The 16433-nt window shown below is 69.0% G+C and carries 15 protein-coding genes; 7 read left to right on the top strand and 8 right to left on the bottom strand.

What is annotated here, in order from left to right; all coding sequences use genetic code 11:
• Positions 1-21: 21 nt before the first annotated feature.
• A complete protein-coding gene (locus tag E0H92_RS12815) occupies positions 22-1581 on the bottom strand; it encodes a hydantoinase/oxoprolinase N-terminal domain-containing protein (protein WP_131496337.1) in 1560 nt (519 codons plus the stop codon).
• Positions 1582-1695: 114 nt separating this feature from the next.
• Positions 1696-3042 carry a purine-cytosine permease family protein gene (locus tag E0H92_RS12810; RefSeq protein ID WP_131496336.1) on the bottom strand — a complete coding sequence of 449 codons (1347 nt, stop codon included), beginning with the start codon at positions 3040-3042 and terminating at the stop codon, positions 1696-1698.
• Positions 3043-3164: 122 nt separating this feature from the next.
• Between E0H92_RS12810 and E0H92_RS12805 the strand changes: the two genes are divergently transcribed.
• Together E0H92_RS12805 and E0H92_RS12800 are read left to right on the top strand one after the other, a co-directional pair.
• Positions 3165-3560 (top strand): DUF6153 family protein, encoded by a 396-nt coding sequence (locus tag E0H92_RS12805; RefSeq protein ID WP_131467591.1) that lies wholly within the window; start codon positions 3165-3167, stop codon positions 3558-3560.
• A gap of 50 nt (positions 3561-3610) precedes the next feature.
• Positions 3611-4225: a DUF305 domain-containing protein gene (locus tag E0H92_RS12800; protein WP_131496335.1), complete on the top strand. Its 615-nt coding sequence runs from the start codon at positions 3611-3613 to the stop codon at positions 4223-4225.
• Positions 4226-4270: 45 nt separating this feature from the next.
• Here E0H92_RS12800 and E0H92_RS12795 read toward each other — a convergent pair whose 3' ends face one another.
• A complete protein-coding gene (locus tag E0H92_RS12795) occupies positions 4271-4567 on the bottom strand; it encodes a DUF2218 domain-containing protein (RefSeq protein ID WP_131496334.1) in 297 nt (98 codons plus the stop codon).
• Between the two features lie 65 nt (positions 4568-4632).
• Here E0H92_RS12795 and E0H92_RS12790 point away from each other — a divergent pair, with 65 nt between their 5' ends.
• Complete coding sequence (locus E0H92_RS12790; RefSeq protein ID WP_131496333.1) at positions 4633-5175, top strand: TetR/AcrR family transcriptional regulator; 543 nt, start codon at positions 4633-4635, stop codon at positions 5173-5175.
• Here E0H92_RS12790 and E0H92_RS12785 read toward each other — a convergent pair.
• The 5 genes from E0H92_RS12785 to E0H92_RS12765 form a co-directional block, all read right to left on the bottom strand.
• On the bottom strand, positions 5152-7206 hold the full coding sequence (locus tag E0H92_RS12785) for a heavy metal translocating P-type ATPase (RefSeq protein ID WP_131496332.1): 2055 nt from the start codon (positions 7204-7206) through the stop codon (positions 5152-5154). The genes E0H92_RS12790 and E0H92_RS12785 overlap by 24 nt on opposite strands.
• An 88-nt stretch (positions 7207-7294) precedes the next feature.
• Positions 7295-8875 carry an ABC-F family ATP-binding cassette domain-containing protein gene (locus E0H92_RS12780; RefSeq protein ID WP_131496331.1) on the bottom strand — a complete coding sequence of 527 codons (1581 nt, stop codon included), beginning with the start codon at positions 8873-8875 and terminating at the stop codon, positions 7295-7297.
• A 151-nt stretch (positions 8876-9026) separates the two neighbouring features.
• Entirely contained in the window at positions 9027-9236 is a 210-nt protein-coding gene (locus E0H92_RS12775; RefSeq protein WP_131496330.1) for a DUF6343 family protein, read from the bottom strand.
• A 169-nt stretch (positions 9237-9405) separates the two neighbouring features.
• The gene (locus tag E0H92_RS12770; protein WP_130383802.1) at positions 9406-10077 is read right to left on the bottom strand and encodes a FadR/GntR family transcriptional regulator; all 672 of its coding nucleotides are present in this window, start codon (positions 10075-10077) and stop codon (positions 9406-9408) included.
• A 29-nt stretch (positions 10078-10106) separates the two neighbouring features.
• Positions 10107-11096 carry a helix-turn-helix transcriptional regulator gene (locus tag E0H92_RS12765; protein ID WP_202873583.1) on the bottom strand — a complete coding sequence of 330 codons (990 nt, stop codon included), beginning with the start codon at positions 11094-11096 and terminating at the stop codon, positions 10107-10109.
• 71 nt (positions 11097-11167) lie between these two features.
• Here E0H92_RS12765 and E0H92_RS12760 point away from each other — a divergent pair, with 71 nt between their 5' ends.
• From E0H92_RS12760 to E0H92_RS44125, 4 genes are all read left to right on the top strand, one after another.
• Positions 11168-11470, top strand: a complete 303-nt coding sequence (locus E0H92_RS12760; RefSeq protein WP_131496329.1) for a hypothetical protein — start codon at positions 11168-11170, stop codon at positions 11468-11470.
• 132 nt (positions 11471-11602) lie between these two features.
• Entirely contained in the window at positions 11603-12010 is a 408-nt protein-coding gene (locus E0H92_RS12755; protein WP_131496328.1) for a DUF3052 domain-containing protein, read from the top strand.
• A 429-nt stretch (positions 12011-12439) separates the two neighbouring features.
• The gene (locus E0H92_RS12750; RefSeq protein WP_131496327.1) at positions 12440-16246 is read left to right on the top strand and encodes a multifunctional oxoglutarate decarboxylase/oxoglutarate dehydrogenase thiamine pyrophosphate-binding subunit/dihydrolipoyllysine-residue succinyltransferase subunit; all 3807 of its coding nucleotides are present in this window, start codon (positions 12440-12442) and stop codon (positions 16244-16246) included.
• 1 nt (position 16247) lies between these two features.
• Positions 16248-16424 carry a DUF6104 family protein gene (locus tag E0H92_RS44125; protein WP_165546996.1) on the top strand — a complete coding sequence of 59 codons (177 nt, stop codon included), beginning with the start codon at positions 16248-16250 and terminating at the stop codon, positions 16422-16424.
• Positions 16425-16433: the final 9 nt, after the last annotated feature.

Raw genomic sequence — 16433 nt, 5'->3', positions numbered from 1 at the left:
TGATGGCGTGGCGGTCCGCGCTCATCGGGTCTCTCCCAGGCGGAGGTCGCCGACGGCCTTGCAGCGGATGCGGGTGGCGTTGCCGGGGAGGTACGGGATCGGGACCTCGTCGAAGTCCACGATCCGTACGGCTGCGGGGTCGGCGCCGGCCGCGATCGCGCGGTCGACGGCCTCCTGGCGTGCCTCGTCCACCACCGCGTCCCGGCGGCCCGGGTCGATCGCGTACACCCGGTCGACCTCGCCGCCGACCTGCGCGATCGCGGCGCCGATCGCGTTCGCGACCGCGAAGTGGTCCGGCCGGTGCACCGCGAGACTGCCGGGAAGATCGTCCGGCAGCAGGATCGACCCGCCACCGACCGCCACCACCGGCAGCGGGTCCGGCGACGTACGCATCCGCTCGACCGCGTCCGCGATATCCGCAGCCACCCGCGCCAGAGCCGCCTTCACCAGCGTCGGATCCAGGTCCGCGACCGCGTCCGCGTCTCCGACGTCGGCCCGGCCCGCCGCGACTGCGATATCCGTCGCGGTCAAGGTCCGGCCGCCGAAGACCAGCGCCTCCTCGGTCAGGCGATATCCCACCGACCGCGGGCCGACCGTCACCGAGTCGGCGCCCGAGGCCACCAGGCTGCCGCCGCCGATCCCGATGCTGAGCACGTCGGGCATCCGGAAGTTGGTCCGCACCCCGGCCACGTCGACCTCGGTCGTCGCCTCCCGCGGGAAGCCGTGGGTGAGCACGCCGACATCACTCGTCGTACCGCCGACGTCGACGACCGCGCAGGTGTCCAGCCCGGACAGCAGCGCCGCGCCGCGCATCGAGTTCGTCGGGCCGGACGCGAACGTGGCGACCGGGTACCGGCGGGCGAAGTCGACGTCCATCAACGTGCCGTCGTTCTGGCTCAGGTACAGCGGCGCGGAGATGCCGTGGCCGGCCACCGCACCGGACAGCCCGTCGACGATCGAAGCGGCCAGCTCCCGCAGCGCGGCGTTGATGATGGTCGCGTTCTCCCGCTCCAGCAGGCCGATCCGGCCGATCTCGTGCGACATAGAAATCGCCACGTCGTCGCCCAGCTCCGACCGCAGGATCTCGGCCGCCTGCAGCTCGAACTCGTTGCTCACCGGCGAGAACACCGACGAGATCGCCACCGACCGGACGCCGTGCGCGACCATGTCCGCCGCGTGCCGGCGCAACTCGTCCGGCTCCAGCTCGGCGATGTGCCGGCCGTCGAACTCGTGACCGCCGTGCGCCAGGTAGCTGCGGCCGCTGATCGCCTCGACCAGCCGCTCCGGCCAGTCGACCAGCGGCGGCAACGACGCGGTGGCCGGCAACCCGAGCCGCAGCGCCGCCGTCGGCGCCAGCCGGCGGGCCTCGACCAGCGCGTTGATGAAGTGCGTGGTGCCGATCATCACGGCCTGCACCTGCGCCGGGTCGAAGGATCGCTCCGCCTGCAGCCGGTCCAGGGTGTCGATGATGCCGGCCGTCACGTCCGCGCTGGTCGCCGACTTGTTCGCCGCCAGCACGGTCGTACCGTCCAGCAGCACGGCGTCAGTGTTCGTGCCACCGACATCGATGCCGATACGCATTCCAGATCCTCCCGTTGGTTCTTCTTTGTGCACCAGATCCGCGTTTCGTCGGCGCTTCGGCACGGATCCGGTGCACAAAGTGGAACCGAGACGGGGCGGGTCCGCGCCGAGCGGCTAGCTTGTGGCGGGTACGGCGGTGGTGGCGGTGGTCTCGCTGTCCATGGTGCGGCTGGTGCCTAGGCCTCGAATCAGGCCCAGCTTGCCCGCCACGACGTACGCGAGGAAGCCGACGACGAGCGAGTTGATGCTCGGCAGGCCCCACGTGACGTACTTGCCGATCAGCGCGGCGCCGATCCAGATCACGATCGTGGCCGGTACCCAGGTCGGGGCGGTCGGGGGCAGCGTGCCGCTCGCGCGGGAGGCCTCGAGGTCGGGGCGCCAGCGCTTCACGACGAAGTACTCCGCGACCATGATCCCGGCGATCGGCGGGAACGCGACCCCGAGCACGATCAGGAACTCGGTGAACTTGTCCAGGATCCCGCCGGCCGCGAGCACACTGCCGAGGACGCCGACGACGAGCGTGACGGCGGCCCGGTTGACGTGCCGGCCGAAGACGGTGCCGATGAAGTTCACCACGCCGAGGCCGGAGCTGTAGAGGTTCCAGTCGTTGATCTTGATCGTGCCGAGGATGATCACCAGCGTGCCGACCCAGCCGACCGACGAGGTGACGATGGTGACCACGTTCGCCGAGCCGATCGCGTGCGCCAGCAGGACGCCGACCAGACCGATCACGTACTCGCCGAGGGTGATGCCGAGCACGGTCTGCTTGACCACGTCGCCGACCGTCCGGTTGTAGCGGGTCATGTCCGGCGTGATCACCGCACCGACGATGAATCCGCCGGCGACCAGCGTCGTACCCTCCAGCAGGCTCAGGTGCGGGCCGGCCGGTGCGGCGTTGACCAGCGAGCCGAGGCTGTGGTCGGACAGTTCGCTGATGATCGACCAGCCGACCAGGAGCAGGAAGGCCGGGACGGTCACGTACGCGACCCAGGCCATCGAATGGAACCCGCGCAGTACGACCAGCGTGACCGCGAGGCCGAAGACGAGCGACCAGCCCCAGGTCGGCAGAACGCCGATCAGCTGGCTCAGCCCGGCCGCGGACACCGCCGACTGGATCCCGAACCAGCCGATCAGGCTGATCCCGATCGCGAGACCGATCAGCGACGAGCCGGCCTGACCGAACCCGGTCCAGCGCGCGATCACCGACGTCTGCAGACCCTCGCGGGTGCCGATCACGCCGATCAGGATCGCCACCAGTTCGAGGATCACCGCACCGAGCGTGAGCGCCCAGAACGCGGACCAGAAGCTCATCCCGAACCCGAGCGTCGCGCCGAGCAGGAACTGGCTGAGCGCCGAGATCTGCCCAAACCGCTGGGTCGCGACCGACCACCACGAGTACCGCGCGTGGTCAGGGACCCGGGCGAGCGCGTAGTCGTCCGCACCAACAGATGTACCGGCCATGAAAACCTCCAGCCCTGGGATTTCATCGAACGTACGACGCTCGCTCGCCGGCCTCACCGTGGAATCTGCACACCCGGTGGGTCCTGACTGTGCAAGTCGCCCTGCTCGGTACCCTTGTCGCGATGGCCAGTCGCATGCTGCGGTTACTCGGCGTACTCACGGTAGTCGCCGGAGTGTTCGCCATGCACGGCCTCACCTCCCACCACGACACCACGATGGCCATGCCCGCGCCGGCGATGACGCACGCGGATCCGGCCCCGTCGTACGCCGCTCCGGCTGTGCCTCATGCGGCTCCGGCTGTGCCTCAGGTGGCTCCGGCTGGGGAGGCGCACGATATGGCTGGTGCGTGTATGGCGGTGTTGACCGGGCTCCTGCTGCTGCTCGCGTTGCTGCTGGGCCTGCGGAGCCTGCTGGTGTGGCGGGTGGTTCGCACATTGGCTGCGGTCACGCACCGGGCCATGGGCGAACGGTCGCCGCCTCGGGTGGCGTTCTCGTCGTTGGGTGTACTGCGCATATAGGCAGACGTGCGCCTGTATCGCCGTACCCACCCATCGACAAAGGAACTGTGATGACGCACGTCTACCGTACGACCGCGGCCTCGGCCGCCCTGCTAGCCGCTGTGTTCGGCGTGGCCGGCTGTGGTGACTCGGACGCCGGCACGATGCCGGGGATGAACCACGGCAGCAGCCCGAGCGCGTCCGCCTCCACCACGGCAGTGTTCAACGACGCGGATGTGGCGTTCGCGACGCAGATGATCCCGCACCACCAGCAGGCGATCACGATGGCGGATCTCGCCGTGAAAAAGGCGACGACCGCAGAGGTGAAGAAGCTCGCGACCGCGATCAAGGCCGCCCAGGACCCGGAGATCAAACAGCTGTCCGGGTGGCTGACCAGCTGGGGCAAGCCGGTGCCGACGCCTGGTGAACACAGCGGTCACACGATGACCGGGATGATGGGTCCGCAGGAGATGGACGACCTGACGAAGGCGTCCGGGACGATGTTCGACCGGATGTGGACCGAGATGATGATCAAACATCATCAAGGCGCGGTCGCGATGGCCAAGACCGAGCAGACCACCGGCAAGGACACCGCCTCGGTCGCCCTGGCTGCCAAGATCCAGACCGCTCAAACCACCGAGATCGCCACCATGCAAAGGCTCCTCGGCAGGCTGCCGATCGCCTGACCAATGGCTGATGGGTCGGGTCTCGCGACTCGGCCCATCAGCACTTCACGCCTGCTGCCAGACGACCTGCAGCCCGTCGCGCCGTGCAATCTGCTCGACCCGATGTGCCACTCGTGCACTCTGCTGCTCGAGCTCGTCCGCATCGTCTGCCTCGACCCGCAGCACCAACTCCTCAGGCGCAGCCCGCACCGACCAGGTCGCCGTACCGAGGTCGACGACCAACTCCTCGGCGGATGTGGACAACACCGTCAGCCCACCCGGTCCGTGCGACAGATGGCTCGTCAACTGGGCGAGATACCGATCCGCGCGCGCCGTACCGAGTCGCGCTTCGAGAGCACCCACGGCCTTCTCCTTTTTCGAGACACTATGTCTCGATCATAGGCAGAGTGTCCGGCTAGAATCCAGCCATGCCGAAGTTGTGGAACAGCAGCATCGCGACACACCGGGAGGCGGTGCGGGAGGCCGTACTCGACGCCACCGCGGCTGTGGTCGCGGAGCGCGGGCTGACCGGCGTGACGATGGCGGAGGTCGCGCAGCGGGCGGGAGTCGGGCGGGCGACGCTGTACAAGTACTTCGCCGACGTCGAGTCGATCCTGACCGCGTGGCATCAGCGGCAGGTCGCCAACCATCTCCGACAGCTGGAGGAGATCTGGGAGCGGACGCAGCGGATCGAGGACGCGCTGGAGGCGTATGCGTTCATCTGTTACGAGCACCCGGCGTCCGAGGCGGTTGATCTGCATCGGGCGGAACATGTCGGTCACGCACGCGGGCAGCTTGTCGCGTTTATCGCGGAGCGGTTGGGTGTGGTGCGCGGCGACGTACCGCCGAGGGAATTGGCGGCGTACTGCGTGCATGCTCTCCAAGCAGCAGGCGCCGTACCGTCGAAAGCGGCGGTACGGCGTCTGGTGCAGGTCACGCTGGACGGGCTACGCGGCCAATCGAGTGGGTGAGAGGTTGAGGCGGCGGAGTAGTTGGGCGTTGAGGGCTACGACGATGGTGGAGATCGACATCAGGAGGGCGCCGACGGCGGGTGAGACGACCACGCCGGCGAAGGCGAGGACTCCGGCGGCGAGGGGGACCGTGATCACGTTGTAGCCGGTGGCCCAGGCGAGGTTCTGCCACATCTTGCGGTAGCTCGCCTTGGACAGGTCGATGACCGAGAGGACGGCGCGCGGGTCGTCGGCGGCGAGGACGACGCCGGCGGATTCGATCGCCACGTCGGTGCCGGCGCCGATCGCGATCCCGACCTCGGCACGGGCCAGCGCCGGGGCGTCGTTCACGCCGTCACCGACCATCGCGACCTTCAGCCCGCGGGCCTGGAGTTCCGCGACCTTCGCGTCCTTGTCCTGCGGGAGCACCTCGGCGAACACCTCGTCGATGCCCAGCTCCTTCGCCACCGCGTCCGCGACCTGGTGCGCGTCGCCGGTGATCATCGCGACCTTTACCCCGCGCTTGTGCAGCGCCGCGACCGCCTGCCGGGACTCTTCGCGGACCTCGTCCTCGAGCGCGATCGCACCGAGGACCTGCCCGTTCCGAACCACATGCAGCACCGCGGCCCCGCGGGCCTTCCACTCCGCGACCTCCGCGTCGAGCGCATCCGGCTCGGTCAAACCGTTCTCCCGCAGGTACGCCGGCCCGCCGACCGCAACCTCCGCGCCGCCGACCGTCGCCTGCACACCCCGCCCGGTCAGCGACCGGAAGTCGGTGGCCACGAGCCTGCCGTTGCCCCCGGCACCCACCTGGCCCTCCGCGGCGCCGACTCGCACGCCGCCGGCCTGGGCCCGCACGATCGCCTTGGCCAGCGGGTGTTCGCTGTCCGCCTCGACCGCGGCGGCCAGCTCGAGCAGTTCGTCGTACGACACCGTGTCAACCGTGGCGACGCCGGTGACAGCCGGCTCGCCCTTCGTCAGCGTGCCGGTCTTGTCGAACAGGACCGCGTCGATCGTCCGCATCCGCTCCAGCGCCAGCCGGTTCTTCACGAGTACGCCGGCCTTGGCAGCACGCTCCGTGGAGATCGCGATCACCAGCGGGATGGCCAGCCCGAGGGCGTGCGGGCAGGCGATCACCAGAACGGTCACGGTTCGCGTCACGGCCTCGTCGAACTTGCCCAGCAACGCCCAGACCACGAACGTGATCAGACCGGCGATCGACGCGAAGTAGAAGAGGAACGCCGCGGCGCGATCCGCCAGCGCCTGCGCACGGGAGGACGAGGCCTGCGCCTCGGCCACCAACCGCTGAATACCGGCCAGCGCGGTGTCGTCGCCGACCGCGGTGATCTCGACGCGCAGAGCGTTGTCAGTGGCAACAGTTCCGGCGACCACACCGTCACCGACGGCCCGCGACACCGGCCGCGATTCGCCGGTGATCATCGACTCGTCGACCTCGGCCTGCCCCTCGACCACGGTGCCGTCCGCGGGCACCCGTCCGCCGGAACGCACCAGTACGACGTCGCCGGCCTGCAGCTCATGCAGCGAAACCTCGACGACCCCGTCGTCGGTCACCTTCTCAGCCGAGTCCGGAAGCAGCGCGGCCAAGGCGTCGAGCGCCCCGGACGCCGCGCCGAGCGCCCGCATCTCCAGCCAGTGCCCGAGCAGCATGATCACGATCAGCAGCGCGAGCTCCCACCAGAAGTCCAGGTCGAACCCGCCGAGCTGCAGCGTCGTCACCCACGAGGCGACGAACGCGACGGTGATCGCCATCGAGATCAGCAGCATCATCCCGGGCCGCCGCGACTTCAGTTCGCCCCAGCCACCGGTCAGGAACGGCTGCCCGCCGTACCCGAAGATCACCGTGCCGAGCACCGGCGCGATCAGCTCCGCGCCGGGGAAGTCCGGCCGCATGTACCCGAGCAGGTCAGCGAACATCTCGCTGAAGAACACCACCGGCACCGCCAGCCCCAGGCTGATCCAGAACCGGTCCTTGAACTGCGCCGCATGATCCCCATGCCCGCCATGCCCGCTATGACCACCGTGCTCGCTCATACCGAGGAAGATACCCCCAGGGGGTATCAGAAATCAAGGCACGGGAAAGCCCCGCCACCAGAAGGTGACGGGGCTCACCGCGAGTCGCCTACAGCGGATCGATGTCGGTCAGCGTCTCCGAGGTCAGCTCGACCCACCGCGTGATGCCGATGTCGCGCAGGAACGGCACGTCGTGACTGGCGATCACCAGCGCCCCGTTGTACGACGCCAACGCATCCTTCAACTGCGCCACGCTGGCGAGGTCGAGGTTGTTCGTCGGCTCGTCCAGCATCAGCAACTGCGGCGGCGGTTCCGCGAGCAGCAGCGCCGCCAGCGTCGCCCGGAAGCGTTCGCCACCGGACAGCGTGCTGACGAACTGATCCGCGGCCCGTCCACGGAACAGGAACCGCGCCAACCGCGCCCGCCGTTCCTGGTTCTCCGTACTCGGTGCCAGCAACGCGAGGTTGTCCACGATCGACAGGTCGTCCCGCAGCAGATCGAGCCGCTGCGGCAGGTACCGGAACGGGACCGCCGGCAGCTCCCCCGCCACGATCGACTGCAGCAGCGTGGTCTTCCCGGCGCCGTTCGACCCGGTCAGCGCGATCCGCTCCGGACCACGGATCTCCAGGTCGACATGCGCCCCGGTCCGCAGTACGTGATCCTCCAGCCGCAGCACGATGCGGCCGGCCGGTACGGCGGTCTTCGGCAGGTCGACCCGGATCGCGTCGTCGTCGTGGACCTTCTCCTCCGCGTCCGCGAGCGCCTCCTGCGCCGAGTCGAGCCGCTCGGACTGCATCCCGAGATGCTTCCCCGCCGACACCTGGGCGGACCGTTTCAACCCGCCCGCGATGATCTTCGGGATCCCGCCCTGCTCGAAAGCACGTTGTCCCCGGGCGCGGCGCTGATCCATCTTCATCCGCGCCTCGACCAGATCCTTCTTCTGCTTCCGTACGTCGGCCTCCGCCGCCCGCAGCATCCGCTCCGCGGCCTCCTGCTCGATCGCGACCGCCTCCTCGTACGCGGTCAGGTTCCCGCCGTACCAGGTGACCTCGCCCTTGCGCAGGTCCCCGATCTGGTCGACGCGATCCAGGAGCTCGCGGTCGTGGCTGACGATCACCAACGCACCACGGAACTGGTCAACGGCGTCGTACAGATGCCGCCGCGCCCGCAGGTCGAGGTTGTTGGTCGGCTCGTCGAGCAGCAGTACGTCGGGACGCCGCAGCAACTCGGCCGCCAGCCCGAGCAGGATCGTCTCGCCGCCGGACAGCTCGCCGACGCTGCGGTCCAGGTCGATCGCGCCCAGCCCGAGCTTGCCGAGCAGCGCCTCGGCGCGTTCGTCGACGTCCCACTCGTCGCCGACGATCCCGAAGTTCTCCTCCGAGGCGTCACCCGACTCGATCGCGGTGATCGCCCGCCGGACGGCCTCGATACCGAGGGCCTGGTCGACCCGCAACGAGGTGTCGAGGGTCAGGTCCTGCGGCAGGTACCCGAGCTCGCCGCTGACCCGGATCGCCCCACGCTGCGGGGTGAGCCGGCCGGCGATCAGCCGGAGCAGCGTCGACTTACCCGCGCCGTTGCGGCCGACGAGCCCGGAACGGACCGGGCCGACGACGAACGTCAGGCCGTCGAACAGCACCTCGCCGTCGGGCCAGGCGAAGAAGAGATCGGTACAGGACAGGGAAATGCTCATGAGTTGTCGACTCCAGCCGAGGTCTCGAAACGAGACCGCACACCGATGAGGTGGCGATCAATCAGTTACGGAGAAAGACCTCAGTTCGACAACTCGAACCCCTGCCCTCGGGAATGTGACTCCCCAAGCTTACGGATCCCGGTTGGGTTGATCAACCACTTTCCGAACGCTTGCGCCGGGCAACGATCACCAGGTCGACCAGCGCGACCACGCCGAGCACCGCGAACGCGATCACCCACCCAACCGGCAGCTCGAGCACCGCGGCCAGTACGGCAGCCGCGATCCACAGCACCAGCCCGAACGACGCCAGCACGATCCGCAGCGTCAACGCACTACGCGGCGGCGGCGGTTCGTACCCCATACCCCGTCTGTACCCCGCGCCGCCCCTCGCCGCACCCGACCACTCACCGCAGCATCTGGTGGGTCTACGTCCGAGATGTCGGGTTTACGCCCCGGATCTCGGACGCAAACCCAGCATCTCGGACGTCAACCCACCAAATGCTGCGGGCCAACGCACCAGGTGCTCGGGCTCAGGAGGCCTTGCGGAGCCAGGTTTCGACGCCGGCGATGTGGGCGGTCATCCAGGCGCGGGCCGCTTCGGCGTCGCGGATCTCGATGGCGTCCAGGATCGCGGCGTGTTCGGCGAGGGTGCGTTCGACCGCACCGGCCTGGGTGACGCCGCGCCAGATCCGGGCCCGCTGGGTCGCGCCGGAGATCCCGTCGAGCAGCGAGCAGACCACCTGATTCCCGGTCGCCTCGGCGATCCCCCGATGGAACCGCAGGTCGTTCGCGACCAGCTCCTCGACCGACGCGTCCGGCGCGAGATCGCTCGTCAGCAGGCGCAGCTCGGTGACCTGTTCCGGGCTGATCCGGGTCGCGGCCAGCGCCGCCACACCGGGCTCGAGCAGGCGCCGTACCTCGAAGAACTGCAGCACCGAGTCGTCGCGGTGCAGGTCGACCATGAAGTTCAGCGCGTCCAGCAGATGCGCCGAGTCGAGGCTGGTCACGTACGTCCCGTCACCGTGCCGGACGTCCAGCACGTTGACGAGCGTGAGCGCCTTGACCGCCTCCCGCAGCGAGTTCCGCGACAACCCCAGCCGGGCGGCGAGATCCGCCTCCTTGGGCAACCGGTCCCCCGGCCCCAGTTCCCCCGAGGTGATCATCCCCTTGATCTTGACGATCGCCTCATCCGTCAACGCCATTTCGTAAGTATGCCCTCGCCGGGGGCGGTTCAGCCGGTTCCGGCGACCCGGGCGAGGAGCATGGGGCGGGTCGCGGCGCCGGTTTTGGCGAGGACCGCCTTGACGTGGTCGTTGACGGTGTGTTCGGACAGCACCAGGCGGTGCGCGATCCGGCGGGAGTCGGCGCCTGTGGTCAGCTCGGTGAGGATCTCGCGTTCGCGGGGCGTCAGGGCATGGGCGAGCGCGAAGACCTCGAGGCGTTCGGCCGGGGTGGATTCCTCGATGGTGACAGCGATGTCGCCGTCGGGTGCGGTGCGGGCCGCGCGGAGGGTGATCCAGCGCCCGGAGCCGAGGTGGACCCGTGACCACGGCGGGCCTACTCCTACGCCGTTCTCCGTGGCGATGAGGGCCGCCGCCAGGTTGTACGCCGCGGCGGGAATCGCCTGCGCCACCACGGTCGGATCGTCGGGAGGATTCAACCGCTGCAGGGCCTCGCGAGCCGCAGGCGTGCCGACCCGGACTTGCAGGTCCGCCCCAAGCAGCAGAACAGCAGGCCCACCCTCCGACTCGCTGGATCTTGGCGGCCGCTCGCGCGAGAGAGCGGGTTGAGCGGGAGCGAAGGTTCTGGCTTGGGATTGCCGGAGGGCGGTGGTCAGGAGTGGGGCGATTGAGGCCAGGAACGCTTGTTCTTCGGCGGTGAAGGGGATGCTGCGCCAGAGATCCAGCCAGGCCCAGCAGCCGTAGCGGTCCGCGAAGGTTGTGGTCAGGACCTCGACGGACTCGCTGCGACGCCACACCGAAGGGTTGCCGGGGTCGGTCCAGCGGGTGCCTTCAGCCAGGTATCGCGAGCGGATCAGGCCGGGCAGGTCGGACCACGCCAGTCCGGGGATGTCGGCCAGCGGGGCGGTGCCCACGCGGGTGATCGGGTCGGTCAGCGCCCACACGTAACCGTCGTACGGCACCGCGTGCCGCAGCTCGGTCAGGGCTCGTTCGCGCAGGTCCTTGGCGTCGAGCGAGCCGGAGCACAAGCGTTCCCACACACCGTGAGGGTACGAAAGATCCCCAGGATCGGGGATGGGACACTCGCAGCCGGCGAGCGCACGCTGGCCGCATGATCACCTTGCACATCGAGAACACCATCGCCGACTACGACGCGTGGAAGGCGGCCTTCGACCGCTACGACCGCGCCCGCCGCGACCACCACGTGCTCGCGTACCGCATCAGCCGCCCCGTCGACGACCCCGCGCGGGTCCTCATCGACCTCGACTTCGACACCCACGACGACGCGTCGGCGTTCGCCCAGGTCCTCGAGAAGATCTGGCAGACCCCGCGCTCCGCCGCCGTCTCCAGCGCCCACACCGCCCCCGAGCTCCGCACCGTCGCAGAGCAGCAGCTCGTCGCCACCGAGGTGTGAGACAGCGGCTCGACAGTACGTATACGCCTACTACACGCACTCCCGCGCCTGGCGCCCGGCCGGCACCTGGGCCAGTGGACGTATACGTACTGTCGAGCTGCCGCATCCCGCGTCGAGCCTTAGCATCCGACCATGAGCACTCCCGGGTACTCGGGCAAGCCGCTCGCGGCCAAGCTCGGGATCAAGGCGGACCATCTGGTCCTGCTCGACAACGCCCCGGCCGGTTTCGTCGTCGAAGGACTCCCGCCGGGTACGTCGGTCGCGCGCCGCGCCGGACGTATGCCGTACGACGTCGTGCTGATGTTCTGCCCCGACCGGGCCCGGCTGACGAAGCGGCTGCCGGTGCTGCTCGACCGGACCACGACCGCGGGGATGATCTGGACCGCCTGGCCGAAGCGGTCCTCCGGCGTACCGACCGACCTCGACGAGAACGGGATCCGCGAGCTGGCGCTGCCGCTCGGGGTCGTCGACGTGAAGGTGTGCGCGATCGACGCGACCTGGTCAGGCTTGAAGCTGGTGCGGCGGCTGTCGAGCCGATGAAGGCCAATCATGCCCAGGTGGACTGATTCGGAGCGTGACGTTGACCACACTTCTGCACAGTGATGATCGTCACGGGCGGCAAGTGGACAACTGCATACAGTGGCCAGCCACGCTCAGGGCGCTCTCCGGACCAGCCGTGGCGAACCGCCGGAAAGCCACCTCTGCAAGGCGTCCCGGAGCTATGACCGTTGCTCTCCGCACCGGCAGGCGGTGAGAGGACGGCGTGTGGCCTGAAACACCTTTGTGGGCAGTGTTTCAGGCACCGATGGATCCGGTCACCAGAGCCCGACCACTCGACACACTGGTCCGGTGGTCCCGAGCTGTGGAAGTGGTCCCCCTGCTATTAGCCTTTGCTTGGGACACCACCCATAACATCAGCATTAACGAACCGCGGTACCGGACCCGAAATCGGAAGAGGCGAACTGCCCAGTGGCCACCGAGCCATCAGACACCAATCCCCTAGCAGCCTTCGGTGCGAACGAATGGCTGGTCGACGAGCTGTACGAGAAGTACCAGCAGGACCCGAATTCGGTGGATCCGGCATGGCTCGACTTCTTCAAGACCTACAAACCAGGTGACGCGACGCCGGTGAACACCACCCCGGCCGACGCTCCCCGGCCCGACGCGGTGTCCGACAACAAGACGCCCGAGGCGCCGAGCCGCGGTACGGCGACGTCCGCGCCGGCCTCGAGCGCACCCGCGGCCACGACCGCCGCGAAGCAGCCGGCCCCGGCCGCCGCCGCGCAGGCCACGCCGCCGCAGGCTCAGCCCGCAGCGAAGCAAGCACCGGCGAAGTCCGGCGCCCCGACCGGAGGCACGGTGAACCAGCCGCCCAGCGCTCAGCCCAAGCCCGCCCCCGCGACCAGCGCGGACACCGAGCGGCTGATCCTCCGCGGCGCCCCGGCGCGGACCGCGCAGAACATGGAGACCAGCCTCACGGTCCCCACCGCGACCAGCGTCCGCGCCGTCCCGGTCAAGCTGCTGATCGACAACCGGATCGTCATCAACAACCACCTCAAGCGCGCCCGCGGCGGCAAGGTGTCCTTCACCCACCTGATCGGCTGGGCGCTGGTCAAGGCGCTGAAGACGCTGCCGGACATGAACGCGTCGTACGACGAGACCGAGGGCAAGCCGACCCTGGTCCACCCGGCGCACATCAACCTCGGCCTGGCCATCGACATGCAGAAGCCGGACGGCACCCGGCAGCTGCTGGTGCCGTCGATCAAGGGCGCCGAGGAGATGACCTTCGCCGACTTCTGGATGGCGTACGAGGACATCGTCCGCCGGGCCCGCGACAACAAGCTCGCGCTGCCGGACTTCCAGGGCACCACGATCAGCCTGACCAACCCGGGCACGATCGGCACCCAGCACTCGGTGCCGCGGCTGATGACCGGCCAGGGCTGCATCATCGGCGTCGGCGCGATGGAGTACCCGCCGGAGTACCAGGGCGCGGCCGACGAGACGATGGCCAAGCTCGCGGTCAGCAAGGTGATGACGCTGACCTCGACGTACGACCACCGGATCATCCAGGGCGCCCAGTCGGGTGAGTTCCTGCGCCGGATCCACCAGCTGCTGCTCGGCGGCGAGGGCTTCTACGACGAGATCTTCCAGTCGCTGCGGATCCCCTACGAGCCGATCCGCTGGGCCGCCGACCTCCCGCACAGCCACGAGGAGGACATCAGCAAGCAGGCCCGGATCCTGGAGCTGATCCACGCGTTCCGGGTGCGCGGCCACATCATGGCCGACACCGACCCCCTGGAGTACAAGCAGCGCAGCCACCCCGACCTCGACGTCGCCACCCACGGCCTGACGCTGTGGGACCTGGACCGCGAGTTCGCCACCGGTTCGTTCGGCGGCAGCGACCGGCGGTTCATGAAGCTCCGCGAGATCCTCGGCATCCTGCGCGACTCGTACTGCCGCACCACCGGTATCGAGTACATGCACATCCAGGACCCCGAGCAGCGCAAGTGGATCCAGGAGCGGGTCGAGCGCCCGCACACCAAGCCGCCCCGCGAGGAGCAGCTGCGGATCCTGGCCAAGCTGAACGAGGCCGAGGCGTTCGAGACCTTCCTGCAGACCAAGTACGTCGGTCAGCGCCGCTTCTCGCTCGAGGGCGCGGAGACCACGATCCCGCTGCTCGACGAGCTCTGCGAGGAGGCCGCCGGCGCGGGCCTGGAAGAGGTCGCGATCGGCATGGCGCACCGCGGCCGGCTGAACGTACTGGCCAACATCGTCGGCAAGTCGTACGGCCAGATCTTCCGCGAGTTCGAGGGCAACATCGACCCGCGGACCGTGCAGGGCTCCGGCGACGTCAAGTACCACCTGGGCGCCGAGGGCGAGTTCGTCTCCGAGTTCGGCGACAAGATCAAGGTCTCGGTGGCGGCGAACCCGTCGCACCTGGAGACCGTCGACCCGGTGCTCGAGGGCATCGTCCGGGCCAAGCAGGACATCCTGGACCGCGGCGCCGCGTTCCCCGTACTGCCGCTGCTCGTCCACGGTGACGCGGCCTTCGCCGGCCAGGGCGTGGTCGCGGAGACGCTGAACCTGTCCCAGCTTCGCGGCTACCGGACCGGCGGCACGATCCACGTGATCGTGAACAACCAGGTCGGGTTCACCACCTCGCCGGCCTCGTCGCGCTCGTCGATGTACTCGACCGACGTGGCCCGGATGGTGCAGGCGCCGATCTTCCACGTGAACGGCGACGACCCCGAGGCGTGCATCCGGGTCGCCGACCTGGCCTTCGAGTACCGGCAGGCGTTCAACAAGGACGTCGTCATCGACCTGGTCTGCTACCGCCGCCGCGGTCACAACGAGGGTGACGACCCGAGCTTCACCCAGCCGCTGATGTACGACCTGATCGAGCAGAAGCGCTCGGTCCGCAAGCTCTACACCGAGGCCCTGATCGGCCGTGGCGACATCACGATCGATGAGGCCGAGCAGGCCATGCAGGACTTCCAGCACCGGCTCGAGCGGGTCTTCGCCGAGGTCCGCGAGGCGAAGAGCCAGCCCGACACGCCGCCGCCGTACGTGACCGCGCCCGAATACCCGGACAAGCCGGAGGGCCCGGACGCGACCGCGATCACGCCGGAGGTGCTGAAGAAGATCGCCGACGCGCACACCACGCTGCCGGCCGGCTTCACCGTGCACCCGAAGGTGATGCCGCAGCTGCAACGGCGCGCGCACGCGATCACCGAGGGCCCGATCGACTGGGCCAGCGCGGAGATCACCGCCCTCGGCTCGCTGCTGCTCGACGGACGTCCGGTCCGGCTCGCCGGGCAGGACAGCCGTCGCGGCACGTTCGTCCAGCGGTTCGCCGCCGTGATCGACCGGGTCAACGGGCAGGACTACGTCCCGCTGCAGCACCTCGACGAGGGCGGTCAGGGGAACTTCTACGTCTACGACTCGCTGCTCAGCGAGTACGCCGCACTCGGCTTCGAGTACGGGTACTCCGTGGCGCGGCCCGAGGCGCTGACCCTCTGGGAGGCGCAGTTCGGCGACTTCGTGAACGGCGCCCAGTCGGTCATCGACGAGTACATCTCGTCCGGTGAGGCGAAGTGGGGCCAGAAGTCCGGCGTGGTACTGCTGCTGCCGCACGGCTACGAAGGCCAGGGCCCGGACCACACCTCGGCCCGGATCGAGCGGTTCCTCGCGCTGTGCGCGGAGGACGCGATGACGGTGGCGCAGCCGTCGACCCCGGCGTCGTACTTCCACCTGCTCCGCCGGCACACGCTCGGCGAGGAGCACGTCCCGATGATCGTCTTCACGCCGAAGCAGCTGCTGCGGCGCAAGGAGGCGGTGTCGCAGCCGGAGGAGCTGACCCACGGCACCTTCCGTCCGGTGCTCGGCGACGCCGAGGCCGAGGCGGGCGCGGCCGGTGTCGAGCGGGTGATCCTGGCCTCCGGCCGGATCGTTTACGACCTGCTCGCGGAGCGGAAGAAGGTCGAGGCGGACAAGATCAGCACCGCGATCCTCCGGGTCGAGCAGCTCTACCCGCTGCCGCACGAGGAGATCGTCGCCGAGCTGGCCAAGTACCCGAACGCGACCGAGATCCGCTGGGTCCAGGACGAGCCGGCGAACCAGGGCCCGTGGCCGTTCATGGCGCTGAACCTGACCGAGCACCTGGGCGGCAAGCCGTTCTACCGGGTGTCCCGGCCGGCGATGTCCGCCCCGGCGGTCGGCTCGCACGGTGTCCACGGCACCGAGCAGGCGACGCTGCTGAAGCAGGCGTTCAGCTGACGTGTACTTCACCGACCGCGGAATCGAGGAGCTCGAGAAGCGACGGGGCGAGGAAGAAGTCTCCCTCGCCTTCGTCGCCGAACGCCTCCGCGAGTTCGTCGACCTGAACCCCGAGTTCGAGACGCCCATCGAGCGCTTCGCCACCTGGCTGGCTCGGCTGGACGACGAGGACGAGTAAGTAGTCTGA

The organism is Kribbella speibonae (genome assembly GCF_004331375.1).
Lineage (GTDB): Bacteria > Actinomycetota > Actinomycetes > Propionibacteriales > Kribbellaceae > Kribbella > Kribbella sindirgiensis.
This window is presented reverse-complemented; position numbering and strand designations above follow the sequence as displayed.